Origin of the sequence: Ectopseudomonas composti, from assembly GCF_900115475.1 — a bacterium.
Taxonomy (GTDB): domain Bacteria; phylum Pseudomonadota; class Gammaproteobacteria; order Pseudomonadales; family Pseudomonadaceae; genus Aquipseudomonas; species Aquipseudomonas composti.
In genome coordinates this window covers 90,286-116,754 of record NZ_FOWP01000007.1, presented here as the reverse complement: position 1 = coordinate 116,754, position 26,469 = coordinate 90,286, and the positions used below count along the sequence as shown (strand labels likewise).

Sequence of the window (26,469 nt, the reverse complement as noted above, 5' to 3'; positions counted from 1 at the left end):
ACTGGACGCGGGCATTTTTTATGCGCGACTGGTGACGGCTCAGTGTGCGCTTTCAGCTGGTGCTGCTGACGTCGCGAGGATGGCACTGGCCAGCTCCATATCGTTGGCGTCCTGCAGCTGCGGGTTGGCACTGCGCAGTTGCTGCATCGCGGCTTCCAGATGCGGGCCGCGAATCTCGCCGTTGCTGGCGACGAAGCTGCTGGCATCTTCTTCAGCCGCGGCGACCAGCTTGCGATCCTTGAAGGTCAGATAGGTCGAGGCGGTAGTGGCGCCCGAGGACAGAATATCGCGCAGCATGCCATCGGCTGCTGCGGTCTGGGCGATCAGGCAGGCACTGAACGCCAGTGCGGCACGGCTCGTTACACGCATGATGAAACTCCTGTAGGGTCATTCCTATCCTAGGAGTCGTGCAAGCCACCGGTGGTTCCTTGCAGGCGATGGCCGGTTGCCAGATCGTTCAGTTCCTCAACCTGCGTGCGCGATGCTGGTGACGCCACCAGAGCAGGGCAGAGAGCAGCGCCAGTGTGGCGAACAGCAGAAATTGCCAAACCCAGGGCAGCTCGGGGGCCAAGTAGGTCAGCGCACCGACCCCGACAGCGATCAGGCCTATCCACAGCAGATAGCCGCCGGCGCCGAACACTTCGAGAATCAGCAGCAGGGTGGCCAGGGCCAGCCAGTCCCAGAACGACAGATTTTGCAGGTAGGTGATCATGGTTGGACGCGGCTGCCCATACTCAGACTGTTCGCTGATCGCCCTTTGGTGTGCATTGCATAGACTCCATTGCCAGATCAATCAATCTAAGCACAGCCGTCTGCGGTCTGCCGCCGACCCCTTCGCAAGGTGGGCAGATGTCCAGTCATCCATGAGCGCTCGAGCATGTTCCAACCTCTGCTGATACCGCTGCTGCTCGTCGCTCTGTTGTTACCGGGGTCGCGTGTGATGGCGGGAGAAATGTTGGATGCCCTGCAGCGTGCGGCACCGCAGTTGGAGGCTCGGGCTCTACAAGGTGCGTTGCAGGCACTGCAGTGCGCCGAGCGTGGCGGGGCGAGCAAGGCCCGGCGGTTGGCGGTTATCGATTACTCGCAGTCGTCGCTGGAACGACGCTTGTGGGTGTTCGATCTGACGCACAGGCAGCTGCTGCAACGTGAGTTCGTTGCGCATGGCCGTCAGTCCGGCGAATTGCTCGCCGAGCATTTCTCCAATCTGCCTGGCAGCAATCAGTCCAGCCTCGGCCTGTTTCGCGGCGCCGAAAGTTACAGCGGCCGTCACGGTCATTCCTTGCGTCTCGATGGCCTGGAGCCGGGCTTGAATGACCAGGCACGGGCGCGCGCACTGGTGATCCACGGTGCCGACTATGTGGCGCCAGCATGGGCGCAAAAGTATGGTCGGATGGGGCGCAGCCTGGGTTGCCCTGCTGTGCAGCAGGAGGTGATTCGTGTGCTGGTGGATCAGCTCAAGGATGGCCAGTACCTGTTCGCCTGGCATCCGCAGATGAAAGCAGACCGCTATCGCGACTGCACGAGTGTCAGCGTTGCTCGCTCTGTGGAGTGACGCGTAACACTTCCTCGAGGGTGGTCAGCCCGGCCGCGACCTTTTGTGCGCCGGACAGACGCAGGCTGCGCATGCCGTCCTTGAAGGCAGCGCGGCGCAGGGCGGTAAGATCGGTGTCAGCGTTGATCAGTGGCTTGATCGCATCGTTGATCAGCATGATCTCGTAGACACCGGCGCGCCCACGGTAGCCGGTTTCGCGGCATTCCAGGCAGCCAACGGCATGGTGCGCCTGAGTCGGCAGCGGTGAGCTCCAGGGGCGGGTCAGGCCATTCCAGGTGTCTTCATCCAGCTGTACCGGCGCCTTGCAGTGCGGGCATAGGGTGCGCACCAGACGTTGGGCCATGACGCCGAGAATGGTCGCCTTGAGCAGGTAATGCGGCACACCCAGTTCGAGCAGGCGGGTAATGGCGCTGGGGGCATCATTGGTGTGCAGGGTGGAGAGCACCAGGTGACCGGTCAGCGCCGCCTGGATGGCCATTTCCGCGGTTTCCAGGTCACGGATTTCGCCGACCATGATGATGTCCGGGTCCTGGCGCATCAGTGCGCGTACGCCGCTGGCGAAGTTCAGGTCGATGTTGTGCTGCACCTGCATCTGGTTGAAGGCGCCTTCGATCATCTCGATGGGGTCTTCGATGGTGCAGACGTTCACCTCCTCGGTCGCCAGTTGCTTGAGGGTGGTGTAGAGCGTGGTGGTCTTGCCCGAACCGGTGGGACCGGTAACCAGGATGATGCCGTTGGGCTGGCTGGTCATGCTGGCCCAGCGGCGCAGATCCTCGGGGGAGAAACCGAGCTGATCCGGGCTTTTCAGCAGCACTTCCGGGTCGAAGATACGCATCACCATCTTCTCGCCGAAGGCGGTCGGCAGGGTGGAAAGACGCAATTCCACTTCGTTGCCATCCGGGGTCTTGGTCTTGACCCGACCGTCCTGCGGTTTGCGTTTCTCGGCGATGTTCATGCGGCCGAGGTTCTTCAGGCGGCTGACCACCGCCATGGTGACCTGCGCGGGGAACTGGTAGACGGTGTGCAGCACGCCGTCGATGCGAAAACGTACGGTGCCCTGCTCGCGGCGTGGTTCGATATGGATATCGCTGGCGCGTTGCTGGAAGGCGTACTGGAACAGCCAGTCGACGATGTTGACGATGTGCGCGTCGTTGGCGTCCGGTTCCTGGTCCTGAGCGCCGAGGCTGAGCAGTTGTTCGAAGTTGCCGACGCCGCTGATCTTCTGATCCGTTGCATTGGCGCCGCTGACCGAGCGGGCCAGGCGGTAGAACTCGGTGGTGAAACGCTGAATATCGCTGGGGTTGGCCACCACGCGTTTGATCGGGCGCTTGAGCACGTGTACCAGATTGGCTTCCCAGCTGTGCACCAACGGCTGACCGCTGGCGATGGTGACGCTTTCGCTATCCACTGCCACGGCGAGGATCTTGTGGCGTTGGGCGAAGGCGTAGGACATCAGCGGGGTGATGGCCGGCACGTCGATCTTCAGTGGGTCGATGCGCAGATAGGGCTGACCGGCGAAGTTGGCCAGCCAGACCGTGAGGGTCTCCAGATCGAGCTTTTTGCCGGGGCGCGATAGATCATCGACCTGTTGTGCGGCCAGGAATTCCAGTGGGTGCTGGGTGTTGTTCAGTGAGCTGCGGCGAATCGCCAGGCACTGCTCGGCTACGTCCTGTTCGACCCGGCCCTGAGCCACCAGCTCGCGCAGCAGGTCGCCGAGATCCAGTACACGGTCGGGTGCGGTGGCAGTGAAGGCGGACATGCGGGCTCCTTGGGGTCGGCCTGGACAAGGGTAGCAGGTGGTTTTCCCGCAGCCTGTTAGCCGGACTAGGATGCCCGAAAAGCCACGCCAGGGCGAAGGGCCTGACGTGACCAGGTACCCGATTCAGGCCACCTCCGTCACCAGGCTGTGATCCCGGTGCTGCCAGGTCACCTCCCACACGCATACCAGGCCGCGTAGTTTCTGCGCCAATACGCCAGCGCGATGCAGTGAGATGCCGGGCAGGCGCAGGTTGATGTGCAGGTCATCCTGCAGACGCTGCATGTGCAGCGCTTCGGGGAGCAACTGCAGTTGGGCGAACAGGCCGAGCAGCCGGCACATGACGTCGGCCTCGGCGTCGGTGCGCAGTTGGTATTCGACACAAGCATCGGCGCGATCCTGCCAGGGATCGCGGCGGTTATGGGCGGACGGAAACGGCGTGGTATCAGGCATGGCGGCAACTCAGGCAGGTTTTACCTAAGTTTCCGCCTTGTTTGGGCAAAAGTTCTGCCTGGTTTGCTGTGTTAATGGCGTTTCTGTGGATAGACTTGCCTGAATAATAGGCTGGTGAGGAATTTTTATGTCCGTTGTGCTGGATGCTTATGATCAGCGCATTCTCGCTCTGCTGCAGGAAGACGCAGGCCTCTCCACCGCGGAGATCGCCGAGCGTATCGGTCTGTCGCAGTCGCCCTGCTGGCGCCGTATCCAGCGCCTCAAGGAGGAGGGGGTGATTCGCAAGCAGGTGACCTTGCTCGATCGCAAGCGCATCGGCCTGCACACACAGGTGTTCGCTCAGGTCAAACTCAACGCCCATGGCCGTTCCAACCTGACTGAATTCGCTGAGGCCATGCGCGAGTTTCCCGAGGTGCTGGAGTGTCACGTGCTGATGGGCGCAGTGGACTTCATGCTGCGTATCGTCACCCGCGATATCGAGGCCTATGAGCGCTTCTTCTTCGAGAAGCTGTCACTGGTACCGGGGATTCAGGAGGTGAACTCCATCGTGGCATTGTCGGAGATCAAGTCCACCACCAGCCTGCCGCTCGCCTAAGGTCTGATCACCACGGGGGGCGATTGCTCGACGTTGCGCTTGCCCGGCGGGGTGAGCCCCATGGATACGTAGATGCTGGTCAACTGGTCCACGCCCATGTCGGCGTGGCGTATCCACTCTTCCGGTACGTAGAGCAGGCCGCCACCGATTGGAATCGGTGCGGTAGGAATGAGGATGGCGCAGTAGGCGCGGCCTTCCAGCTCCACGCTTTCCGAGCTCGGGCGCAGGGCAAGCACGGCAGCGCCGTCACCCCCGAAGAAGCACCAGACAGGTGCCATGGTGGTGATGTCTGGGTTCTTACTCTTGTCCAGCAGGCCAACGAAACGATCAGCCAGGTTGTAGAAGTTGCCGATCAATGGCGTGCGCCGCAGGGTGCGGTCGAGCAGCCAAGACAGCGGGCGGCGCAGCCCCAGTTGCACGGCCAGCCCCAGTGGGTAGAGGCTGGCCAGCAACACCAGACTGCCCAGCAGATAAGCCAGGTAGCTGTTGCTGGAGAACGGCTGGCCGAGGGCGGCGAATAGTTGGCCGATCAAGGTCGAAGGGCCGACCAGGCGATTGAGCAGGCTGAATATCCAGGCAAGCAGGGCCAGGGTGAGCGCCAGAGGGAGCAGGGACAATAGGCCGGTCAGCCAGGTGGTAACGATGGATTTCAGGCTGCGTCTGAGCATGTAGAGAGTTTCCTTGACGATCGTGGCGGTGACTTTACGCCAGACGTGGCAATTCTAGGCAGTCATGTCTGCGCGCGGGGCAGGAGAAATGGCTACAGCGCTTTTCGTCAGATGGCTGCGCAAAAAAAACCCGGCACTAAGGCCGGGCGGAGTGGGTACACAGGGTACCGAAGTAGCAGCGTTCGTTTGAATCCTTACATGCCGAGTAGATTCGGCAGGGCCATGGACACGGCTGGGATGTAGGTGATCACCATCAGGAAGCTGAGTAGCAGCATCAGCCACGGCATCGCTGCGCGGATCACCGCCGTCAGCGGCATCCCCGTCACCGCCGAGGTGACGAACAGGTTCAGCCCCACCGGTGGTGTGATCAAGCCGATCTCCATGTTCACCACCATGATGATGCCCAGGTGGATTGGGTCGATGCCCAGTTGCATGGCGATCGGGAACAGGATCGGCGCCAGGATCAGGATGATCGCCGACGGCTCCATGAAGGCACCGGCGATCAGCAGCACGATGTTCACCACCAGCAGGAACTGCCACGGCTGCAGGCCCAGCTCCACCACCCAGGCGGTGATCTGCTGCGGAATCTGCTCGGTGGTCAGCACGTGCGCGAAGAGCATGGCGTTGGCGATGATGAACATCAGCATGATGGTCAGCTTGCCGGACTCCAGCAGCACCTTCGGGCACTCGCGGATGGTCAGGTCCTTGTACACGAACAGGGCGACGAAGCCGGCGTAGACCGCCGCCACGGCCGCGGCCTCGGTCGGGGTGAACATGCCGGTGTAGATACCGCCGAGGATGATCACCATCAGCAGCAGGCCCCAGAACGCCTCACGCGCAGCACGCAGCCACTCGCGGAAGCTGGCGCGCGGCAGCGCCGGCAGCTTCTTGATGCGGGCGACGATGTAGATCGCGATCATCAGCACCAGGCCGAGCATCACGCCCGGGATCACGCCAGCCATGAACAGCTTGCCTACCGACTGCTCGGTGGCGGCGGCGTACACCACCATCACGATCGACGGCGGAATCAGGATGCCCAGGGTGCCGGCGTTACAGACGATGCCGGCGCCGAAGGCCTGCGGGTAACCGGAACGCACCATACCGGCGATGGCGATGGAGCCAACGGCCGCCACGGTAGCCGGCGACGAACCGGACAGCGCAGCGAACAGCATGCACGCCAGTACCGCACCGATGGCCAGGCCGCCACGGATGTGGCCGACGCAGGCGTTGGCGAAGTCGATCAGGCGCTTGGCCACACCACCGGTGGTCATGAACGCACCGGAGAGCAGGAAGAACGGGATCGCTAGCAGGGTGTAGTGCTCGGAGGTTTCGAACAGCTTGATCGCCAGCGAGCGCACCGAGTCCGGGCTAAACAGCATGATGGTGATCGAGCCGGCCAGGCCCAGCGACGCGGCGATCGGCACGCCGATGAACATCAGCAAAAACAGCAGCAGGAAGAGGAACAGAACGGTCATTGCTTGGGCTCCTCGTGCTCATTGATTTTCAGCGCATCGGCGGCTTCGTCAGCCAGGCCGAGACCGGTCTGCTCGTTGCGCAGGATACGGACGAAGATTTCCAGGAAGCGGACGAACACCATGGCGTAACCGAACGGCACGATCATGCCGATGTGCCATTGCTGCACGCCGTAGTGGCCGAGGTCTTCGGCGCCGATGCCGGCCTTGAACAGGGTGTGCACCCAATCGAAGCTGCCGACAGCGATCAGACCGGCGTAGCCCAGGCAGGCCGAGCAGGCGATGATGCCGATAACGCGCTGGACGCCGCGCGGGGCGAGTTTGACCAGGGCGTCGACGCCGATGTGGCCGGCGGTGCGCACGCCGTAGGCCAGGCCGAAGAAGATCAGCCAGCCGAACAGGGCCTTGGTCAGGGCATTGCTCCAGGTCATCGCCTGGGCCATGTCGAGAATGGAGTCGCCGATGCCGAGCAGAAACTCGTTACCGCCGAAGGTGTCACCCAGCCAATAGAACAGGGTGTAGAAGTTGTTGAGGATCACGTAGACGAATGTGATCAGCGTCATGGCCGCCAGGAGGAAAGCGATGAAGCCTTCCTCGAAGTGCTCCCAGACGCGCCGCAAGGCGTTCATGGTCGGTTCTCCCGAATGGAAAGGGCGTAGGGTGGGACGGTAGCCGGCCCACCGGTTACTGCATTGATCGACGCCCATCGCGGGCGTCGTGGTGGGTCAGAGCAACAACGCTTTGCCCACCCTACGGCTCTCCGGCCTTATTACTGGTTGGCAGCTTGCGCGGCCTTGATGAGATCAGCGCCGATCTCACCTTCGAACTTCTTCCACACCGGCTGCATGGCGTCGCGCCATTGGCCGCGCTGCTCAGGAGTCAGGGTCAGGATCTCGGTGGTGCCAGCGTCGAGGATGCGCTGCTTGTCGCCTTCGTTGAGGGCGTCAGCCTGCTTGTTCACCTCGACGGTGACCTCGGCGATGATCTTGTTCAGCTCGTCGCGTACGTCAGCCGGCAGACCTTCCCAGAACTTGGTGTTGGTGATCAGCATGTAGTCCAGCAGGCCATGGTTGGACTCGGTGATGTACTTCTGCACTTCGTGCATCTTCTGGCTGTAGATGTTCGAGTACGGGTTCTCGGCACCGTTGACCACGCCAGTCTGCAGGCCTTGGTAAACCTCGGCGAAGCTCATTTTGCGCGGGTTGGCACGCACGGCCTTGAACTGCTCTTCCAGTACGGCAGAAGCCTGTACGCGGAATTTCAGACCACGGGCGTCTTTCGGCTCCAGCAGCGCCTTGTTGGCCGACAGCTGCTTCAGGCCGTTGTGCCAGTAGGCCAGGCCGGTGATGCCCTTGTCGGTCATGGAGGTCAGCAGTTTCTGGCCTTCCGGACCTTTCTGGAAGCGATCGACTGCAGCCATGTCATCGAACAGGAACGGCAGATCGAATACCTGCAGCTGCTTGGTGTAATGCTCGAACTTGGCCAGGGACGGGGCGATGATCTGGACGTCGCCGAGCAGCAGCGCTTCCATTTCCTTGCCGTCGCCGAACAGCGAGGAGTTCGGATAGACCTCTACCTTGACCTTGTCGCCCAGGCGCTCTTCAGCCAGTTGCTTGAACAGAACGGCACCCTGACCTTTCGGGGTGTGCTCGGCAACCACGTGGGAGAACTTGATGACGATCGGGTCGGCAGCGTGAACCACGCCAGCGATGGACAGGGACAGGGCGCAAGCCAGCGCCTTGGCAGTCAGTTTGAACATGCGGATGCTTCCTCTTGTTGTGTTTATCGCATTTGCGCCGGGGGCGCTGCTGACGAACGGACAAGAGCAAGTCTAGGCGGCTTGGAGAAAAACGCCGGTGGCATTAGCGACGCCTGGACTTGTACTTGTGGGTTCGCTTGACGTTAGCCTAGAGCAACCCTTGTGCCAGTCTGCGCTGTGCTGACCTTGCGTGCCGTGCAAAGGCCCATGGCTGTGGGCTTTGCTGGCCTTTTGCCGAAATTCGAGCGGGCGTATGAGCCCGCAGCAGGGAGATTTTCAGGGATGGATTTGGCGGTTTGTCGCCAGTCAGTCGAAGTCCTCTGGCGAGCTTCCGCCAGCGCCGGAGAAATTCAGCCCATGTTTGCGCAGTTTGTCGTGCAGGGTCTTGCGCGGCACACCCAGTGCTTCGGCCAAGCTGCGCAGCGAGCCGTGCGGGCGGCTCAGTTCGGCGGCGATCAGTGCGCGTTCGAAGGCTTCGACCTGCTCGCTGAGCCCGCCATTGACCGGTGGCAGGTTTGGCGCATTGCTGTCGAGTGCCAGTTCCAGGCCCAGCGCGAAGCGCTCGGCAGCGTTCTGCAATTCACGCACGTTGCCCGGCCAGGGATGACGCAGTAACAGCGCGCGCTGCCCCGGTTGCAGTTCGCGTGGTGCCAGGGCGTGGCGGGCAGCCGCCCCATCGGCGAAGTGCTGGAACAGCAGCAGGGCATCCTCGCCGCGTTCGCGCAGCGGCGGGATGGACAGCGGCGCGACGTTGAGGCGGTAGTACAGGTCAGCGCGGAAACGGCCGGCATCGGCGGCCTGACGCAGATCTTCCTTGGTCGCGGCGATGACGCGGATGTCCAGCGGGATCAACTGGTTGCCACCCAGTCGTTCGACCACACGCTCCTGTAGCAGGCGCAGCAGCTTGACCTGCACGTCCATGCTCATGCTCTCGATCTCGTCGAGAAACAGGGTGCCGCCGTTGGCGAATTCGAACTTGCCAATCCGCCGCTTCTGCGCGCCGGTAAAGGCGCCGGCCTCGTGGCCGAACAGCTCGCTTTCCACCACCGATTCGGCCAGTGCGCCGGCGTTTATGGCGACGAAGGGCCCTTCGCGGCGGTTGGAAAGGTCGTGCAGCGCGCGTGCGACCACTTCTTTACCGGCGCCGGTCTCGCCAAGAATCAGGACGTCGGTGGCGATACCGGCCAGTGCGCCGATCTGTTCGCGCAGGCGCTGCATGGCAGGTGACTGGCCAACCAGGCGGCTGGACAGTTGCTGACGGTCATTGAGCGCCATGCGCAGGCTGCGGTTGTCCAGCACCAGACGGCGCAGTTCCAGCGCGCGGCGCACGCTGTCGAGCAGGTCATCGTTGGCGAAGGGCTTTTCCAGGAAGTCATAGGCTCCTGCGCGCATCGCTTGCACGGCCAGCGGCACGTCGCCATGACCGGTGATCAGCAGCACCGGCAGTTCGGCGTCGCGCTCACGTAATTGCTGCAGCAGTTGCAGGCCGTCGATGCCCGGCATGCGGATATCACTGACCACCACGCCTGGCCAGCCAACGGGAATGCGCGCGGCCAGGCCCTGCGCATCGCCCAGGCTGAGGACCTTGAGCCCGGCCAGATCGAGCGTCTGGCTGAGCGCCTGGCGCAGATGGGCGTCGTCGTCGATCAGCAGTACCTGAATGCGGCTGTCGATGGCGCTGTCGCTGGTCATGGCGAAGGGTCCTCTGAGGGTTGCAGGTTGACGCCGGGGCTGGCCAGGCGCAGGCGCAGGGTGATCAGCGCGCCGCCGGCCGGATGATTGGCCAGTAACAGTTCGCCGTCCAGCGCGCGTACCAGGCTGTCGCAGATGGCCAGGCCCAGCCCAAGGCCCTGAGCGCTGGTCTTGGTGGTGAAGAAGGGTTCGCGTGCGCGTGCCAGGGACTCGGCAGAGAAACCGGGGCCATTGTCACGCAGCAGTAACTCAAGGTGATCGGCCTGATGCTCGACGCTGATCCAGATGCGCCGTGGCGGTGCCTTGTCGACCAGCGCGTCGAGCGCGTTGCCGAGCAGATTGCCGAGCACCTGGCGCAGCCGCGTCTCGCCGGCCTGGACCCACAGGGTGGCGTCCGGCAGGTCGCGGATCAGCTCCACATCCATGGCCCGGCGGCGTTTGGCCAGCAGCGACAGGGCATCGTCCAGTGCCGGCTGCAGGGCGACCCGCTCGGGTGCGTGACGGTCGCGGCGAGCGAAGGCGCGCAGGTGAGCGATGATCGAGGCCATGCGCTCGGTCAGTTCGCTGATCAACTTGAGGTTGGCGCGAGCATCGTCGCTGCGCTGATGATCGAGCAAGGTGCTGGCGTTTTCCGCGTAGCTGCGGATCGCCCCCAGCGGCTGATTGAGCTCGTGGCTGATGCTGGCGCTCATGGTGCCGAGCGCCGACAGCTTGCCGGCCTGGACCAGTTCATCCTGGGCACGCACCAGCTCCTGCTGCGCCTGCTCACGCTCGAGCACTTCCTGCTTGAGGCGGCTGTTGAGCAATTCCAGATCCTGCGTGCGTTCGGCGACGCGTTGCTCCAGTTCGGCCTTGGCGCGAGCATCGAGGGCGATGCGTTCGAGGTAGTGGCGGCGGCGCAGTATCAGCAGGCCAAGCAGCAACAGCAGTGCCAGCAGGGCTGCCGCACCCACGGCCACGGCACTGCGTACTGGGCGGTCGAGGAGTATGCGTGGGGCGAGGATGCTCACCGTCCAGCCGGTTTCTTCCAGGGCGCGGCTCTGCGTCAGCCAGGCGTTGGGGTCAATATCCAGCAGCGGTGGCGCCTGGGTCGGGTAGGGCTGGTTGGCGGCGATGGCCGATTGCTCGACGCGATCGAGCGGACGGCTGGCGTGAAAGCGCCAGTCGGGACGCGAGGTGAGAATGACCACGCCATTGGTATCGGTAACCAGCAGTTGTTCCGGGGTGTTGCCCCACAGTGTTTCCGTGTGGTCGAGGTCGACCTTGACCACCAGCGCGCCGATGTTGTGCTCGTCCTCGCGCACCGGGTAGGCGAAGTAGTAACCGCGCTTGCCGGAGGTCGTGCCCAGGCCAAAGAAACGGCCCAGACGGCCGGCCAACGCTTCACGAAAGTAAGGGCGGAAGGCGAAATTGCCGGCGACGAAGCTGTCGGGTTTGTCCCAGTTGGAGGCTGCCAGGGTTATGCCGCGTGGGTTCATCAGGTAGATCACGTCAGCGCCGGTCTGGCTTTTCACGCGGGCCAGCAGGCGGTTGGCGTTGTCCAGCGCTGCGGGGTCTTCAGGTGCATGCAGGGCCGCGCGCAGGCCTGGGAGGTCGCCAAGAATCTGCGGCAGAACCTCGTAGCGGCGCAACGTGCCGAGCAGGTTGGCCACGTACAGGTCGAGGGTCTGCCGGTTCTGCTCGATCAGCACTTCGCGGTAATAGCGCTCGGCCAGAAAGTGCACCGGCCACAGCAGTGGCGCAAGCAGTAGTGCCAGCAGCACAAGGCTGCGCCAGCGCAGGCGTCGGGGAGTGGCTGTGTTCGTGCTCATGGCAAACCGTGCAGAAATGATCGGCGCATTATGCACGTTCAGCGCGCGGCCGGTGACGTGTGCCCGCCGCGACTGATGAAACGCAGGGCGTCAGTTCATGCGCTGCAGGCAGGCGTCCAGTGCCGTGCGCCAGTCCGACAGGCGAACCTGCCAGTCCTGCTCCAGGCGCTCGCCATCCAGGCGTGAATTGAGCGGGCGTTGCGCCGGTGTCGGGTACTCGCTGCTGGCGATGGGGCGAAGTCTGGCGCAGGGCTTGCCGGCCGCACGCAAGCGTTCGGCGATGGCGCTGGCGAAGCCGAACCAACTGGTCTCGCCCTGGCAGGTCAGGTGGTAGGTGCCCCAGTGATGGCGCCCCTGCTGCCACTTGTCGATCAGCTCGGCGGTGGTGCTGGCGATGCTGCCGGCCCAGGTCGGTGCGCCGATCTGGTCGTCGACCACACTGAGCTCCTCGCGCTCCTGCAGCAGGCGCTGCATGGTCAGTAGGAAGTTGCGCCCGTGCTGCGAGTAGACCCAGCTGGTGCGCAGGATCAGGTGGTCGCAGCCGCTGATGCGCAGCGCCTGCTCGCCGGCCGCCTTGCTGGCGCCATAGACGCCCAGCGGGTGTGGCGTATCTGCTTCGCGGTAAGGCGTGGCCTTTCTGCCGTCGAAGACATAGTCGGTGGAGTAGTGGATCAGCGGGATGTCCAGCTCGAAGCAGGCATCGGCCATGACGCCAGGCGCTTCGGCATTGACGGCAAAGGCCAGCTCGCGCTCCTGTTCAGCCTGGTCGACGGCGGTGTAGGCGGCGGCATTGATCACCAGGGTAGGGCGTTCGCGCAGGATGGTTTCGCGCAGGCTGTCCGGACGCGACAGATCGAATGCCTGGCGGCCGAGGCTAACCAGTTCATGCTTGCGCAGGGCCAACTGCAGTTCACGAGCGACCTGGCCGGTGTGGCCGCTGATCAGAATCTTCATGCGAAGGTCTCAGCCCCAGCCAGGCTCAGACCCTGCTGGTCCTTGGCCGAGAGTTGTGGCGTAAGCCCATCGAGTGGCCAGTCGATGGCCAGTTGCGCATCGTCCCAGCGGATGCAGCGCTCATGTGCTGGGGCGTAGTAGTCGGTGGTCTTGTAGAGAAACTCGGCATATTCGCTGAGTACCAGGAAACCATGGGCGAAACCTTCCGGCACCCACAGCTGGCGCTTGTTCTCGGCAGACAGGTGCACGCCGACCCATTTGCCGAAGTTCGGCGAATTGCGGCGTACATCGACCGCGACATCGTAGACCTCGCCGGCACTGACGCGCACCAGCTTGCCCTGGGCCTGCTGCAGCTGGTAATGCAGGCCGCGCAGGACGCCGCGAGCGGAGCGCGAATGGTTGTCCTGAACGAATTCACGGGATACGCCGGTAGCATCGGCAAAACGGCGCGCATTGAAGCTTTCGTAGAAGAAGCCGCGCTCGTCACCGAATACCTGAGGTTCGAGTATCAGCACTTCTGGCAGTGCGGTTGCGATGACTTTCACTGCGACTCCTCCGCCAGTTTGTACAGGTACTGACCGTAGCCGGTCTTGCCCAGCGCCTTGGCGCATACGAGTAGCTTCTCGCGGTCGATCCAGCCTTGCTGGTAGGCGATCTCTTCGAGGCAGGCTACCTTCAGACCCTGGCGTTTTTCCACTGTCTGCACGTAGTGCGAAGCATCGAGCAGGCTGTCATGGGTACCGGTGTCGAGCCAGGCGAAGCCGCGGCCGAAACGCTCCACGCGCAGGTCGCCACGGGCCAGGTAAGCATTGTTCACATCGGTGATTTCCAGCTCGCCGCGTGGCGATGGTTTCACCGCCTTGGCGATCTGCACCACATCGTTGTCGTAGAAATACAGGCCGGTCACGGCAAAGCTGGACTTGGGTTTGGCCGGCTTCTCCTCGATCGACAGTGCATTGCCGGCGGCATCGAACTCCACCACGCCAAAGCGCTCCGGGTCGCTGACCCAGTAGCCGAAGACCGTGGCGCCGCTGCCATGACTGGCTGCGCGCTGTAGTTTCTCTGTGAAGTGCTGACCATGGAAGATGTTGTCCCCGAGGATCAGGCACACCGAGTCATTGCCGATGAACGACTCGCCGATCAGGAAGGCTTGCGCCAGGCCGTCTGGAGACGGTTGCTCGGCATACTGCAGTTCGATGCCGAACTGGCTGCCGTCGCCTAGCATCTTGCGAAAGTTGGGCAGGTCTTCGGGGGTGGAAATGATCAGAATCTCGCGAATGCCGGCCAGCATCAGCACCGACAGCGGATAGTAGATCATCGGCTTGTCATAGATCGGCAGCAGTTGCTTGGATACACCGAGGGTAATGGGGTGCAGGCGAGTGCCGGAGCCGCCGGCGAGGATGATGCCTTTCATGTGTTCTGTGTTCCTTGTCGATGCGTAGGGCGGGTACAACCCGCCGCTGCCTGGCTGGCGGGTTGTGCCCGCCCTACGTCTTGAACTCTAGAGGGCGCCGAGCCGCTGGCCCTGATAGCTGCCATCTTGCACGCGGCGGCACCAGTCAAGGTTGTCCAGGTACCACTGCACCGTCTTGCGCAAACCGCTTTCGAAGGTTTCCTCTGGCACCCAGCCCAGCTCGCGCTCGATCTTGCTGGCGTCGATGGCGTAGCGCAGGTCGTGACCAGGGCGATCCTGTACATAAGTGATCAGTTCTTCATAGCGCGAGATGCCTACAGGCTTCTGCGGTGCCAGTTCCTCCAGCAGGGCGCAGATGGCTGTCACCACATCGAGGTTCTTCTGCTCGTTATGTCCACCAATGTTGTAGGTCTCACCGACCTCGCCTTCGCTGACCACCTTGAGCAGTGCACGTGCGTGATCTTCCACGTACAGCCAATCGCGTACCTGCTGGCCGTTGCCGTACACCGGCAGCGGCTTGCCTGCCAGGGCATTGAGGATCATTAGCGGGATCAGCTTCTCGGGGAAGTGGTAGGGGCCGTAGTTGTTCGAACAGTTGGTGATCAGCACCGGTAGACCGTAGGTGCGCTGCCAGGCGCGCACCAGGTGGTCGGACGCCGCCTTGCTCGCCGAATAAGGTGAGCTGGGCGCATAGGATGTGGTTTCGGTGAAGAGGTCATCGACACCGTGCAGGTCGCCATACACCTCATCGGTGGAAATGTGGTGGAAGCGAAAGGCTGCCTTGCGTTCTGCATCCAGACCCAGCCAATAGGCGCGGGTGCTTTCCAGCAGGCTGTAAGTACCGACGATATTGGTCTGGATGAACGCAGCTGGGCCATCAATGGAGCGGTCGACATGGGACTCGGCGGCCAGGTGCATGATGGCCTCGGGCTGGAATTCGGCCAGCGTCGCGGCGACGCGCTCGCTATCGGCGATGTCGGCTTGGACGAAACGGTAGCGCGGGTTGTAAGCGACTGGTGTGAGGGACTCCAGATTGCCTGCATAGGTAAGTTTGTCGAGGTTGAGTACCTCGTGTTCGGTGTCCTGAATCAGATGACGAATCAGAGCCGAACCGATGAAGCCGGCGCCGCCGGTGATAAGGATGCGCATCTGCTCATAACCTCGCAATGTAACCTTTCGCCATACCCACGATCCGAGTGCGGTAAGTGCAATGAACAAGCGGCGGATATGGGCAGTGCAAAAACAAAAAAGGCCTGCGTGAAAGCAGGCCTTGGATATTAGATGGTGCCGGCACCAGGAGTCGAACCCGGGACCTACTGATTACAAGTCAGTTGCTCTACCAGCTGAGCTATACCGGCACTGAAGGGCCGCCATTATATCCATTCGTCGGCCTGAGTAAAGCCACCTTCGCGCCAGGTTTTTACGGGCTCGGCTATCAGTAGCTTATTGCTTATGCACAAAGAGAAGGCGTTTGCGATAGTCGCGCACCGGCGCCGTGCACTTGATCACGCTTTTTCGCAACTCTTTGTTTTCACGTAGTTTATCTGGATGCTCGAAAAATGATCAGATGTCTGCGGGGCAATTCCCGGCTGGCTTTGCCGCATTTGCCCAGAAAGGATCAACAGAGTTATCCACAGCTTCTGTGTGCAACTCAGGCGCGCTCGGCCAGCAGCAGCAGGTTGCGCGGGCTCAGTTGGTAATCACAGAATGTACCCAGTTTCACGTTGTAGCCTTGTTCTTGCAGGTACAGGGCGCGGTCGAGCAGTAGCCAGAGTTCCAGCGGCCGGCGGAACAGGTTGCGCAGCAGTTCCAGATTGCGCACATCGGCCAGGCGTTGCCAGCCCTGAGCTTCCAGTGCTGGCCAGTCTTGCTCGCCAGGCGTTGGCACATCACGTAGCTCGGCGAGGTCATGGCAGAAGCTGGCGAAAGGTTTGCTGAACCAGTCGCTGGGCAGCGACGGTGTCGGCAGGTATTCATCGATGCCACGTAGTTGGCGTTGCAGCAGGTCGAAGGCCAGGCGCCAGGCCATCGACTGGTTGCGCTGTCTGCGCACGCGCGCGCCGGCCGTGACGGTTTCGCTCAACGGTAAACCCAGATCGTCGGGTGAAAGCTGCAGGGCTGAAGCCTGCGCTGCGGCCGAGAGTGGTTGGTATCGCAGGGTGGCGATGCGGTTGTAACAGCAGGGCGCCACCGCCAGTTGAGTGCAGCCGTTGCGACTGGCCAGTTGCAGCAGGCGTACATGCAGGTCGCCGCAAGCGTGCAATGCAACCGGGGTGTGCTCTTTCTGCAGGCGTGCGTTGCAGTCATCGGCAAGTACGTCCTGCTGTACATGCGTAGCGTCCAGCCCCAGGCGTTTGCTCATTGCGCTACCTGACTCGATCAGCGCCGGGTCGTGCTCCAGGCACGTCAGGCGCTGATCAGCTTTGGTCAGCCAGCGGCCGAGGTGGCCCTTGCCGGAGCACCAGTCGAGCCAGTGCTGGGGGCGCTTGCGAAACTGCAGGTGATTGGCAAAGGCCTGGATCTGCGCCAATTTTCTTCCGGGAACGTCGACGCTTAGGGCATGCGTGCGCGGCGGGCTGTGCATGCCCGGCATCTCGCCCAGCAGGCTGAGTGTCTGCGCCTGGTGGGCTAGGTCGGGAAAGGGGGATGGCGCGGCGAGGGCAAAGGGGTTGTTGTCGCTGGCCTCTGCTTGTTCCAGAGAGCGGCTGCGCAGCCAGCTAGCAAGCTCTGGTAGTTCCACTTCCCAGGGTAATTGCAGGTGATGAAACGGCCGTGGGCGCCAGAGCGCCTGATGCTGCAGAAGAAAGCCATCCAGTGCCTGGAAGCGAGCGAGCAGGTCGCCTGGGGTGAGGATGGGCTCGGGCATGGGTTTACGTAGCTGATCAGAGCGGGCCGTCACTATAGACGGCCCGGATGGCTTAACGACCCTGGCAGGCGTCGACGCGTAGCCAGCGTTCGAGCAGGCGGAAGGCGCGCACCAGTACGAAGGCGATGACCAGATAGAACAACCCTGCGGCGAAGAAGATCTCCACCGGCAGGTAGGTGCGCGCGATGATGGTGCGCGCCATACCGGTCAGCTCGAGCAGCGTCACGGTGCTGGCCAGGGCGCTGGCCTTGAGCATCAGGATCACTTCGTTGCTGTAGGCCGGCAGGCCGATGCGCGCGGCACGCGGCAGGATGATATAGAGCATCGCCTGTGCGCGCGACATGCCCAGCGCACGCGCTGCCTCCACTTCACCCGGTGGTACTGCCTGGATGGCGCCGCGCAGGATCTCTGCGATATAGGCGGCGGTGTGCAGGGTCATGGTGAGGATCGCGCACCAGTACGGATCGCGCAGATAGGGCCACAGCGGCCCCTGGCGCACCGCATCGAACTGCGCCAGGCCGTAGTAGACCAGGAACAGTTGCACCAGCAGTGGTGTGCCGCGGAAGAAGAAGATGTAGCCATAAGGAACGGCGCGTACGTACCAGTGCTTGGAGGCGCGGGCGATACCCATTGGCAGGGCGAGGATCAGGCCGGCGACGACGGCGATGGCCACCAGCTCCAGGGTCAGCAGCGCGCCTTCGGACAGGCGTGGCAGCCACTTGATGATAACTGTCCAGTTCAGGCTGGAAAGGCTCGACCAAAGCCCGTAAGCAACGAGAAGGCCGGCGGCGAGCCAGGCGACGATAGCGGCGTTCTTTCTCATGAGGCGCTCCGGACGAAGCCGCGGCTGGCGCGCTTCTCGAGGAAATGCAGGCCGATCATGGCGAGAACGGTCAGGCCCAGGTAGATGAAGGCCGCAACCATATAGAAGGTGAAAGGCTCCTTGCTGGCGGTCACCGCGATCTGCGAGCGGCGCATGATCTCTTCCAGGCCGATCACCGACACCAGCGCGGTGTCCTTCATCAGAATCATGAACAGGTTGCCCAGACCGGGCAGGGCGATGCGCCACATCTGCGGCAGGATCAGCTTCCAGAGAATGCGCCCCTTGGACATGCCGAGCGCCTGACCGGCTTCGCGATGGCCTTTGGGGATCGCCAGGATGGCGCCACGAAACACTTCGGTGGCATAGGCGCCGAAACACAGGCCGAGGGCGATGGTGCCCGCGGCGAAGGCGGAGAGTTCGAGGCTCTCGACGCCAAGCAAGTCGGCCAGGCTGCGCATCAAGCCAACCGTACCGAAGTAGATCAGCAGTACCCAGAGCAGTTCGGGCACGCCGCGTACTAAGGTGGAATAGCTGCCGCCGAGCCACTGCAGCGGCTTGTACGGCGAAGTCTTGGCCAGCGCGCCGAGCAGGCCGAGCACCAGACCCACAGACAGCGCACAAAGCGCTAGCTTGATGGTCATCAGGGTGCCGGCGGCCAGGGCGGGGCCGAATCCGTGGAGTTCGAAAATCATCGGAGGGCTCGGGCAACTGCGCCGCCCAATGGGCGGCGCGGTGCCTTCAGGTCATCAGTAGATGCTGAACGGGAAGTACTTGTCGTTGATCTGCTTGTAGGTGCCGTCTTCGATGATGGCTTGCAGAGCGGTGTTCAGCTTCTCGCGCAGCGGGTCACCCTTGCGCACGGCGATGCCGATCTTGTCGTTGTCGAATACCGGGTCGCCCTTGAATTCGAACTCTTTGCCGGCATCGCTCTTGAGCCACTCCCAGTTGACGAAGGTGTCGGCCAGTACGCCATCGAGGCGGCCCGAGGACAGATCGAGGTAGGCGTTTTCCTGGGTGTCATACAGCTTGATGTCGACCACTTTGCCCAGGTTGTCTTCCAGCCAGGTGCCGGCGATGGTGGCGCGCTGAGCACCGATCACCTTGCCTTTGAGACTGCCGGCATCGGTCTTGAAGTCGGCCGACTTCGGTGCGATGAACTGCAGCTTGTTGGTGTAGTACGGCTCGGTGAAATCGACCGCTGCCTGACGCTCTTCGGTGATTGACATGGAGGCGATCAGGAAGTCGAACTTCTTGGCGTTCAGGGCCGGGATGATGCCATCCCAGTCGGAAGTGACCACTTCGCACTCGGCTTTCATCTTGGCGCACAGCGCCTGGCCGATTTCCACGTCGAAGCCGGTGACCTTGCCGCTGGCGTCGATCAGGTTGAAGGGAGGGTAGGCACCTTCGGTGCCGAGTTTCAGTTTGTCAGCTGCGACAGCGCTGGTGCCGAAAGCCAGGGTGGCGGCTGCGGCCAGCAGGATCTTCTTATAGTTCTGCATGCATGTTGCTCCGTGTTAGCGATTGCTGGACATGAATTGTTTACAGCGTGCCGAATTCGGGTTGTCGAACACCTGAGCGGGTGGCCCCTGTTCCTCGACCAGGCCCTGATGGAGGAACACCACCTCGCTGGAAACCTGGCGAGCGAAACTCATTTCATGGGTAACCAGCAGCATGGTGCGACCCTCATCGGCAAGCGCGCGAATCACATTAAGCACTTCTTGTACCATTTCCGGGTCGAGGGCCGAAGTTGGCTCATCGAACAGGATCACCTTCGGCTGCATGGCCAGGGTGCGGGCGATGGCCGCGCGTTGCTGCTGGCCGCCGGAAAGCTGGTTGGGATAGACATGGCGTTTGTCGGCGATGCCGACCTTGGCCAGTAGCGCTTCGGCCACCTCGATGGCTTCGGCCTTGCTCTGGCCGAGCACGCGACGCGGCGCCTCGATGATGTTGTCGAGCACGCTCATGTGCGGCCACAGATTGAAATTCTGGAAGACGAAACCGATCTCGCTGCGCAGGCGGTTGATCTGCCTGTTGTCGGCGGCAATCAGTTCGCCGTTCTTCGCGGCCTTGAGCTTGAGCTCCTCGCCAGCGACGAAAATCTGACCCTTGTGTGGGTTTTCCAGCAGATTGATGCAACGCAGGAAGGTGGACTTACCGGAGCCGGAGGAGCCGAGAATCGAGATGACGTCGCCGTCTTTGGCCGTCAGGGAAATACCCTTGAGCACTTCGAGATCGCCGTAGCGTTTGTGCAGGTTGCGGATTTCCAGCGCGGGCGTCGCCTCGGCCATGGGGTGGTGTCCTCTTCTTCTTCGAATGCGCTCCGGCGTACGGCGGGCCATCCTGGCTGGCGGCCAAGCTAGCATAGCGTTTCCGTGACCGCCAAGCCGTTTGCTGGCCTATGGCTTGCTCTACGGTCAGGGTGTCGCCTGGTTACAGCAGGTTGTCGCGCAGATGCAAAACGAGCCAATCAACGTACGTCGTTCAAGTACGGCTCGACCATATCCTCGAGGTGCTGCTCATGTTTTGAGCAATGCGTTGGAGAGGTCGCTCGTATTTACGCCGAGGTCACCTGCATTTGCTCAGAGGTCACTCGTATTTGCAGGGTAGGTCACTTGTATTTGAGTCGGTGCCGACCCTAAGAGGACAGTTGGAGGGGCAGAAAAAGAAAACCCCCGGCACCAGTGGTGTCGAGGGTTTCGGTATTCATGGTGCCCAGGGACGGAATCGAACCGCCGACACGGGGATTTTCAATCCCCTGCTCTACCAACTGAGCTACCTGGGCCAACGGGGCGCTATTAGACGGATTTGAAGGATCAGTGTCAAGCGTGGGTTTGAAAAATATTTAATTATTTCGGGCGCTTAGGTTCGTGACGGGTAGGGTGCGCCGTGCGCACCGCGCTCGAGCGTCTTGGTAGCTGGTATGCAGGGTTACCAGCCACCGTCGCGGCTAAAGCCCCTCCCGCAAGCAGTCTTATTCGCTTGGCGGTACGTAGCCTTCGGCCTGGGCGTATTCCTCGCCGGAAAGGAATTTGTCCATCTCGGCCTGGAGGAACTTGCGATCTTCGGCGTTCATCATGTTCAGGCGACGCTCGTTGATCAGCATGGTCTGGTGCTTCTGCCACTCGTCCCAGGCCTGCTTGGAGACGTTGGCGAAGATGTCTTCGCCTTTGGGGCCGGGGTAGGGCGCGCGATCCAGGCCGGGCAGTTCCTGTTTGTGTTTGCGGCACAGCACGGTGCGGGTCATGTCGGTTCTCCAGCGGTAATGACTTGCGCCGCGCGTTTCAGCAGCTTCTTCACCGGGGCGGCGAGGCCCAGGCGCGGCGGGGTGGCGAGGTTATACCAGAGCCAGTCGGCCTCGGCCATGCGGCCCGGCTGTTCGGTTGCCTCGATCAGCCAGGGTTCGATGGCCAGCTGGAAGTGGCTGAAGGTGTGGGTCAGGCCTTCCAGTTCGCGGCGTTCGCCGAGTTCGAGCTGTTGCTGCTGGCCGAGGTCTGCGAGCTGATCGAGGTCGTCCAGCTCCGGCAGGCTCCACAGTCCACCCCACAGCCCGGTCGAGGGGCGGCGATAGAGCAGGATGTCGCCTGCCTCGTTGACCAGCAGCGGCATCAGCGTGCGTTTCTGTGGCAGCGCCTTGCGCGGCTTGGAGACCGGGTAGCGGATTTCCAGGCCGAGCAGATGCGCCTGGCAGCCGCTGCGCACCGGGCACAGCAGGCAGGTGGGTTTGCTGCGGGTGCAGAGGGTGGCACCGAGGTCCATCATCGCCTGGGTGTAGTGGTTGACCCGTTCGTGCGGGGTGAGGCGCTCGGCCACGTCCCACAGCTGTTTGGCCACTTTCGGTTCGCCCGGATACCCCTCCTGCGCCACGTAGCGCGCCAGTACGCGCTTGACGTTGCCGTCGAGAATCGGTGCGCGTACGCCCATGCTCAGGCTGGCGATGGCGCCGGCGGTGGAGCGGCCGATGCCGGGCAGGTCGCTGAGCGCGTCGACGCTGCGGGGAAACTCGCCGCCATGCTCGCGCATGACGATCTGCGCGGTCTTCTGCAGGTTGCGCGCGCGGGTGTAGTAGCCCAGGCCCGTCCACAGGTGCAGCACTTCATCCTCGGGTGCTTCGGCCAGATCTTTCACGGTCGGCAAGGCGGCCATGAAGCGGTCGAAATAGCCGAGCACGGTGCTGACCTGGGTCTGCTGCAGCATGATTTCCGAGACCCAGACGCGATACGGGGTGATGTTCTGCTGCCAGGGCAGATCCTTGCGGCCGTGCTGGTCGTACCAGGCCAGCACGGCGCCGTTGAACTGCTCGGGGCTCATCGGTTGAACAGGCCCTTGAGTGCGTCTTTCAGATCCGGGCTGACCTTGTCGCCGAGTTTCTCTTCCAGTTTCTCGGTCAGCTTGTTGCCGGCCAGGCGTGCGGCGATCTTGCCCAGGCCGTCCTGATCCAGGCGGCAGGCCTTAGCGCCCAGCTCCAGCGGACCACGGCAGCGCAGCGGCCATTCGATGCCGACATAGCGCTCGTTGACCTGGCAGGCTGGGTCGGGCATTTCGCGGTTGTCACCTTCGATGGTGATGCCGACCTTGTAGTCTAGGCCCAGCACACGCAGATCGAGGTCGCCGTTACCGCTGACTGCAAGGCCCGGTACCTGGGCCTTGAGGTCCGGGTTGTGGGCGACGCCGTCGCGCACGCTGAGGCTGCCCTTGAGTTCGCGGAAGGGCGTGTCCTTGCCGGTAGGCGGGTTGCTCAGCGCCTTGCGGTTGAGGGTGGCGATGCCGCGGCACAACTGCTGCTCCAGGTTGGCGTCGACCAGCACGCCGTCGTTGAGGACGAAGCTGGCGTTGCCATTGAGCGCCTCGACCCACTCCTTCTGGCTGTTGCCGCGGGTGTTGAACTTGGCATCGAGGTCGAGCAGACCCTTGATCGGCGAAGGCTGATCGTCCTTCTTCAGCAGCGGCTCCAGCGGTATGCGGCCCAGGCGTTTCTCCATGCTGAGCATCGGTTCGGCCTGGCGCACGTCGATGCGCCCGCTGCCGACGAAACTGCCGCCCTGCATTTTGCCGCGTGCTTCCTCCAGGGTGATCAGGCCACCTCGGCCATTGGCCTTGAAGTTGACGTCGGTGAAGGGCTGCTTGTCGTAGGTAAGCTGGCCGAGGCTGAGCGCCAGTTGCAGGTCGAGTTTGCGCAACTGATCCACCGGCAGCACTTTCTCGTTGCTCCAGGCCTGCTGGGTCGGTGCATTGGGCAGCGCTGTGGTGCCGTCCTTGCCGGCGCCGGCGATGCTCTCCTTGACTTCGGCCTTGCGCGCGGCGGTGGCGCCGTTCTTGGCCTTCGGCGGCAGGTAGCGGTCGAGGTCGAACTTGTCGCCCTTGAGGTCGGCACGCAGCGCCTGCTTGGCGAAGTCAGCCACGCCGAGGTTGCCGGTGAAGGTGCTGCCGTCGAGCTTGAGGTTGAGCTCTTCGAACATCATGCCCTTGCTCGAGCCATTCAGGCGGCTGACCAGCTCGAACTGGCTGAGGCTATCGCTGGCCTGCATGGCCGGTAGCTCGACGCCGACACCTTCGAGGAATTCACGCAGGTTGAGCGAGGCGATGGACAGCCCGCCGGATATCTTGGCGTCCTTGTCCAGCTCGCGGGCCTTGATTTCGCCAAGGGCGCGCAACTGGTTGGCGGACAGCTTGAGGCCGTTCCACTCGGCGATGTTGGCTGCCTGGTCGAGCAGCAGCTGGCCCTGGGCCGAGAAGGTGAGGGTCTTGCCTTTGAGTGGCTCACCCGACGCTTCACCAGCCAGTTTCAGGTCTTCGAACTGATAGCGCTTGAGGGCGCGGTCGAAGCGCAGCTGGCCTTCCACTTCGCTGCGCGCGCGCAGCACCGGCTGGTTGGTACCGAAGAACGCGCTGAATTTGACCGGGATGCTGGCACCTTCGCGAATCGCGCCGGTTTTCAGCTCGATGTTCTCGACGGTGAATTGCTGGCCTTTCTGCGCGTCGCTGTAGTCGACCCGCGAGTTGCTCAGGGTCAGGCTGTCGATGTCCAGTTTCAGCGGCTGGCTGGCGGGTTTTTCACTCGGCTGGCTGGGTGGCGTGGTTTCGCTCGCTGCCGGCTCGCTGGGCGTTTGCTGTGGCGCGCTGGCCTGGGCGGGGCGGCCGATGCCTTCCCAGTTGCCATGGCCTTTGTCGTCGCGCTGCAGGTTGAGGTTGAGGCCGTCGACGCGGATATCGCTCATCTGCACTTCCTTGCGCAGCAGCGGCAGCACACGTACCGACAGGCCAATCATGCGCAGGTCGGCGAAGGGCTTGTCCGGCGTATCGGCGCTGGCCAGGGTGGCGTCGGTCAGCTCCAGGCCCAGCCAGGGAAACAGACTCCAGCCGATATCGCCCTTGAGCTGCAGGTCGAGATTGGCCTTGTCGTGGGCGATCTGGCGAATCTCGTCCTTGTAGTCGTTGGGGTCGAACAGGTGAGTCAGGGCGAACAGCAGCGCCACTACGATCAGCAGCAAGCCGAGAAAGAAAAGGCCCAGGATCTTGCCTAACGCTTTCATGGACGGGTCCTTGGTTTCGAGAGCTGGAATGGCGGGGTGCAGAAGATTGCCGATTATAGCGTCATGCCGCCATGCCCGGTCGCGGTAAGGGCTATGAACGGGGATCGACTCGAGCTTGGATCGGAAAGGGTTCGAGCGGTTCCCTGGAGTGTGGAGTGCGGCAAATCGGCCGCTGTATCGATGCTATCTATCACGCAATAGATAGGCTCTTTTGGTTTTTTGCGGGAAAAGCAAAAAATCTGCATAAGTTGATAAAAAATGACTTCTGGCGCGGCGATTTGTCGCGCCTTGGTGCTACTCTCCGCAAGCTTTTGCCTTGGCGAGCTGATGCGGTCGCCTTTGCTTGCTCGTAACCATAAGAAGAGAACACACCTATGACTGACGCCTTTGCATTGGACGGTGTTGCGGCGAAGCCTGCATTCCTTTCCAAGGAACGCATCATCGCGCGCCCCGGCTTCAACCGTTGGCTGGTTCCGCCAGCCGCTCTCGCTATTCACCTGTGTATCGGCATGGCCTATGGCTTCTCGGTATTCTGGCTGCCGCTGTCCAAGGCTGTCGGTATTACTGCAGCCACTGCCTGTGCCCCGGAAATGGGTTTCTTCGAGCAGATCTTCGCCAGCAACTGCGACTGGCAGATTTCCATGCTCGGCTGGATCTACACCCTGTTCTTCGTTTTCCTCGGCTGCTCGGCCGCCATCTGGGGTGGCTGGCTGGAACATGCCGGCCCGCGCAAGGCTGGCGTAGTTTCCGCGCTGTGCTGGTGCGGCGGTCTGCTGATTTCCGCGCTGGGTATCTATACCCACCAGATCTGGCTGCTGTGGCTGGGCTCGGGGGTGATCGGTGGTATCGGTCTCGGCCTGGGCTACATCTCGCCGGTATCGACCTTGATCAAGTGGTTCCCGGACAAGCGCGGCATGGCTACCGGCATGGCGATCATGGGCTTCGGCGGTGGTGCGATGGTCGGTGCGCCGCTGGCGGCGATACTGATGAACCACTTCGCGTCGGCTGAAGGTGTGGGCGTGTGGCAGAGCTTCGTGGTCATGGCGGTGATCTACTTCATCTTCATGATGGGTGGCGCACTGTCCTACCGCGTACCGCCGACTGGCTGGAAACCAGCAGGCTGGACCGCTCCGGCAGCCAAGGCCAACAACGCGATGATCACCAAGGGCCACGTACACGTTAATACCGCGTGGAAGACCCCGCAGTTCTGGCTGGTCTGGGCCGTACTGTGCCTGAACGTGTCGGCTGGTATCGGCATCATCGGCATGGCGTCGCCACTGCTGCAGGAAGTCTTCGCCGGCAAGCTGATCGGTGTCGACCTGTCGTTCAACGAGCTGAGTGCTACGCAACTGGCCGAGATTGCTGCCATTGCCGCCGGCTTCACCGGCCTGCTCAGTCTGTTCAACATCGGTGGCCGTTTCTTCTGGGCCTCCTGCTCGGACTTCATCGGTCGCAAGGGCACCTACTTCGTGTTCTTCGGTCTGGGCTTCGCGCTTTACGCCTCGGTACCGATGCTCGGCCATCTGGGCAGCCTGGCGCTGTTCGTGCTGGCGTTCTGCATCATCCTGTCGATGTATGGCGGCGGTTTCGCCACCGTGCCGGCCTACCTGGCCGACCTGTTCGGTACGCAGATGGTCGGTGCGATCCACGGTCGCCTGCTGACCGCCTGGGCGGTCGCTGGTGTGCTCGGCCCGGTGCTGGTCAACTACCTGCGTGAGTATCAGTTGAGCATCGGTGTGGAGAAGGCCGCCGCCTACGACATCACGCTGTACATCCTCGCCGGCCTGCTGGTGCTGGGTTTCATCTGCAACGCCCTGGTGCGTCCGGTGGCGCCGAAGTACTTCATGACCGAGGCCGAGCTGGCCGCCGAGCGTGCCCATGGCGAGAAGTCGGCGCCGGCCGCGAGTGAGCTGGAGTGGTCGGCTGATCCGTCGAGCAAGCCTGTGGCAGTCGCCGCCTGGCTGGTGGTGGGTATTCCGCTGGCCTGGGGTGTGTGGATCACCCTGCAGAAGACCGTCGTGCTATTCCAGTAACGTCGTGCTTCTTGAAAAGCCCGCTCAGGCCTGGCGCCTGAGCGGGCTTTTCCGTTTCTGCCCGTCCGACCATCGCCGGTAGCCGTTGCCG

25 protein-coding genes and 2 tRNA genes are annotated in these 26,469 nt (G+C 62.5%); 3 read left to right on the top strand and 24 right to left on the bottom strand.

What is annotated here, in order from left to right:
* Window positions 1–39: 39 nt before the first annotated feature.
* Both BM059_RS14640 and BM059_RS14635 read right to left on the bottom strand, forming a co-directional pair.
* Window positions 40–369, bottom strand: a complete 330-nt coding sequence (locus BM059_RS14640) for a DUF2388 domain-containing protein (protein WP_074939524.1) — start codon at window positions 367–369, stop codon at window positions 40–42.
* Between the two features lie 88 nt (window positions 370–457).
* Window positions 458–712, bottom strand: coding sequence for an NfeD family protein (locus BM059_RS14635; RefSeq protein WP_074939523.1), 255 nt, complete (start codon window positions 710–712; stop codon window positions 458–460).
* A 165-nt stretch (window positions 713–877) separates the two neighbouring features.
* On the opposite strand from BM059_RS14635, the gene BM059_RS14630 reads away from it, so the two are divergent.
* Complete coding sequence (locus BM059_RS14630; protein ID WP_074939521.1) at window positions 878–1,552, top strand: murein L,D-transpeptidase catalytic domain family protein; 675 nt, start codon at window positions 878–880, stop codon at window positions 1,550–1,552.
* On the opposite strand, the gene BM059_RS14625 is transcribed toward BM059_RS14630, so the two are convergent.
* Together BM059_RS14625 and BM059_RS14620 are read right to left on the bottom strand one after the other, a co-directional pair.
* On the bottom strand, window positions 1,527–3,311 hold the full coding sequence (locus BM059_RS14625; RefSeq protein ID WP_074939520.1) for a type IV pilus assembly ATPase TfpB: 1,785 nt from the start codon (window positions 3,309–3,311) through the stop codon (window positions 1,527–1,529). The genes BM059_RS14630 and BM059_RS14625 overlap by 26 nt on opposite strands.
* A 123-nt stretch (window positions 3,312–3,434) precedes the next feature.
* Entirely contained in the window at window positions 3,435–3,761 is a 327-nt protein-coding gene (locus tag BM059_RS14620) for a hypothetical protein (RefSeq protein ID WP_074939519.1), read from the bottom strand.
* Window positions 3,762–3,888: 127 nt separating this feature from the next.
* Here BM059_RS14620 and BM059_RS14615 point away from each other — a divergent pair, with 127 nt between their 5' ends.
* A complete protein-coding gene (locus tag BM059_RS14615; RefSeq protein ID WP_017363889.1) occupies window positions 3,889–4,356 on the top strand; it encodes an Lrp/AsnC family transcriptional regulator in 468 nt (155 codons plus the stop codon).
* Here BM059_RS14615 and BM059_RS14610 read toward each other — a convergent pair.
* From BM059_RS14610 to BM059_RS14515, 20 genes are all read right to left on the bottom strand, one after another.
* Complete coding sequence (locus BM059_RS14610) at window positions 4,353–5,024, bottom strand: DUF502 domain-containing protein (RefSeq protein ID WP_074939517.1); 672 nt, start codon at window positions 5,022–5,024, stop codon at window positions 4,353–4,355. The two genes, BM059_RS14615 and BM059_RS14610, sit on opposite strands and share 4 nt — an antisense overlap.
* Window positions 5,025–5,218: 194 nt before the next feature.
* Window positions 5,219–6,499: a C4-dicarboxylate TRAP transporter large permease protein DctM gene (gene dctM, locus BM059_RS14605; RefSeq protein ID WP_074939516.1), complete on the bottom strand. Its 1,281-nt coding sequence runs from the start codon at window positions 6,497–6,499 to the stop codon at window positions 5,219–5,221.
* Complete coding sequence (locus tag BM059_RS14600; RefSeq protein WP_074939513.1) at window positions 6,496–7,125, bottom strand: TRAP transporter small permease; 630 nt, start codon at window positions 7,123–7,125, stop codon at window positions 6,496–6,498. The genes dctM and BM059_RS14600 overlap by 4 nt, the downstream gene beginning before the upstream one ends.
* A gap of 140 nt (window positions 7,126–7,265) precedes the next feature.
* On the bottom strand, window positions 7,266–8,255 hold the full coding sequence (gene dctP / locus BM059_RS14595; RefSeq protein WP_074939511.1) for a C4-dicarboxylate TRAP substrate-binding protein DctP: 990 nt from the start codon (window positions 8,253–8,255) through the stop codon (window positions 7,266–7,268).
* Between the two features lie 306 nt (window positions 8,256–8,561).
* Complete coding sequence (locus BM059_RS14590) at window positions 8,562–9,947, bottom strand: sigma-54-dependent transcriptional regulator (RefSeq protein ID WP_037000088.1); 1,386 nt, start codon at window positions 9,945–9,947, stop codon at window positions 8,562–8,564.
* Window positions 9,944–11,758 carry a sensor histidine kinase gene (locus BM059_RS14585; RefSeq protein ID WP_074939510.1) on the bottom strand — a complete coding sequence of 605 codons (1,815 nt, stop codon included), beginning with the start codon at window positions 11,756–11,758 and terminating at the stop codon, window positions 9,944–9,946. Before BM059_RS14585 ends, BM059_RS14590 begins: the two co-directional genes overlap by 4 nt.
* A gap of 90 nt (window positions 11,759–11,848) precedes the next feature.
* Entirely contained in the window at window positions 11,849–12,712 is an 864-nt protein-coding gene (gene rfbD, locus BM059_RS14580; RefSeq protein WP_074939508.1) for a dTDP-4-dehydrorhamnose reductase, read from the bottom strand.
* Complete coding sequence (rfbC, locus tag BM059_RS14575; protein WP_074939507.1) at window positions 12,709–13,257, bottom strand: dTDP-4-dehydrorhamnose 3,5-epimerase; 549 nt, start codon at window positions 13,255–13,257, stop codon at window positions 12,709–12,711. The genes rfbD and rfbC overlap by 4 nt, the downstream gene beginning before the upstream one ends.
* A complete protein-coding gene (rfbA, locus tag BM059_RS14570) occupies window positions 13,254–14,126 on the bottom strand; it encodes a glucose-1-phosphate thymidylyltransferase RfbA (RefSeq protein WP_074939505.1) in 873 nt (290 codons plus the stop codon). The genes rfbC and rfbA overlap by 4 nt, the downstream gene beginning before the upstream one ends.
* 87 nt (window positions 14,127–14,213) lie before the next feature.
* Window positions 14,214–15,275, bottom strand: coding sequence for a dTDP-glucose 4,6-dehydratase (gene rfbB / locus BM059_RS14565; protein ID WP_074939503.1), 1,062 nt, complete (start codon window positions 15,273–15,275; stop codon window positions 14,214–14,216).
* A 133-nt stretch (window positions 15,276–15,408) separates the two neighbouring features.
* Window positions 15,409–15,484: transfer RNA gene (locus BM059_RS14560), tRNA-Thr, on the bottom strand.
* A 293-nt stretch (window positions 15,485–15,777) separates the two neighbouring features.
* Window positions 15,778–16,992: a methyltransferase gene (locus BM059_RS14555; RefSeq protein WP_074939502.1), complete on the bottom strand. Its 1,215-nt coding sequence runs from the start codon at window positions 16,990–16,992 to the stop codon at window positions 15,778–15,780.
* Window positions 16,993–17,044: 52 nt separating this feature from the next.
* Complete coding sequence (locus tag BM059_RS14550) at window positions 17,045–17,734, bottom strand: ABC transporter permease (protein WP_037002289.1); 690 nt, start codon at window positions 17,732–17,734, stop codon at window positions 17,045–17,047.
* A 77-nt stretch (window positions 17,735–17,811) separates the two neighbouring features.
* Window positions 17,812–18,507 (bottom strand): ABC transporter permease, encoded by a 696-nt coding sequence (locus BM059_RS14545; RefSeq protein ID WP_037002251.1) that lies wholly within the window; start codon window positions 18,505–18,507, stop codon window positions 17,812–17,814.
* 54 nt (window positions 18,508–18,561) lie between these two features.
* Entirely contained in the window at window positions 18,562–19,314 is a 753-nt protein-coding gene (locus tag BM059_RS14540; RefSeq protein ID WP_037002252.1) for an ABC transporter substrate-binding protein, read from the bottom strand.
* Window positions 19,315–19,329: 15 nt separating this feature from the next.
* Window positions 19,330–20,103 carry an ABC transporter ATP-binding protein gene (locus BM059_RS14535; RefSeq protein ID WP_037002255.1) on the bottom strand — a complete coding sequence of 258 codons (774 nt, stop codon included), beginning with the start codon at window positions 20,101–20,103 and terminating at the stop codon, window positions 19,330–19,332.
* Between the two features lie 418 nt (window positions 20,104–20,521).
* Window positions 20,522–20,597 (bottom strand) — tRNA-Phe (locus BM059_RS14530).
* 189 nt (window positions 20,598–20,786) lie between these two features.
* The gene (locus tag BM059_RS14525) at window positions 20,787–21,059 is read right to left on the bottom strand and encodes an oxidative damage protection protein (protein ID WP_037002256.1); all 273 of its coding nucleotides are present in this window, start codon (window positions 21,057–21,059) and stop codon (window positions 20,787–20,789) included.
* Window positions 21,056–22,123: an A/G-specific adenine glycosylase gene (gene mutY, locus BM059_RS14520; protein ID WP_074939500.1), complete on the bottom strand. Its 1,068-nt coding sequence runs from the start codon at window positions 22,121–22,123 to the stop codon at window positions 21,056–21,058. Before mutY ends, BM059_RS14525 begins: the two co-directional genes overlap by 4 nt.
* Window positions 22,120–24,345, bottom strand: coding sequence for an AsmA family protein (locus BM059_RS14515; RefSeq protein WP_074939499.1), 2,226 nt, complete (start codon window positions 24,343–24,345; stop codon window positions 22,120–22,122). Before BM059_RS14515 ends, mutY begins: the two co-directional genes overlap by 4 nt.
* A gap of 374 nt (window positions 24,346–24,719) precedes the next feature.
* Between BM059_RS14515 and BM059_RS14510 the strand changes: the two genes are divergently transcribed.
* Window positions 24,720–26,378 carry an OFA family MFS transporter gene (locus tag BM059_RS14510; RefSeq protein WP_037002261.1) on the top strand — a complete coding sequence of 553 codons (1,659 nt, stop codon included), beginning with the start codon at window positions 24,720–24,722 and terminating at the stop codon, window positions 26,376–26,378.
* Window positions 26,379–26,469 lie beyond the last annotated feature (91 nt).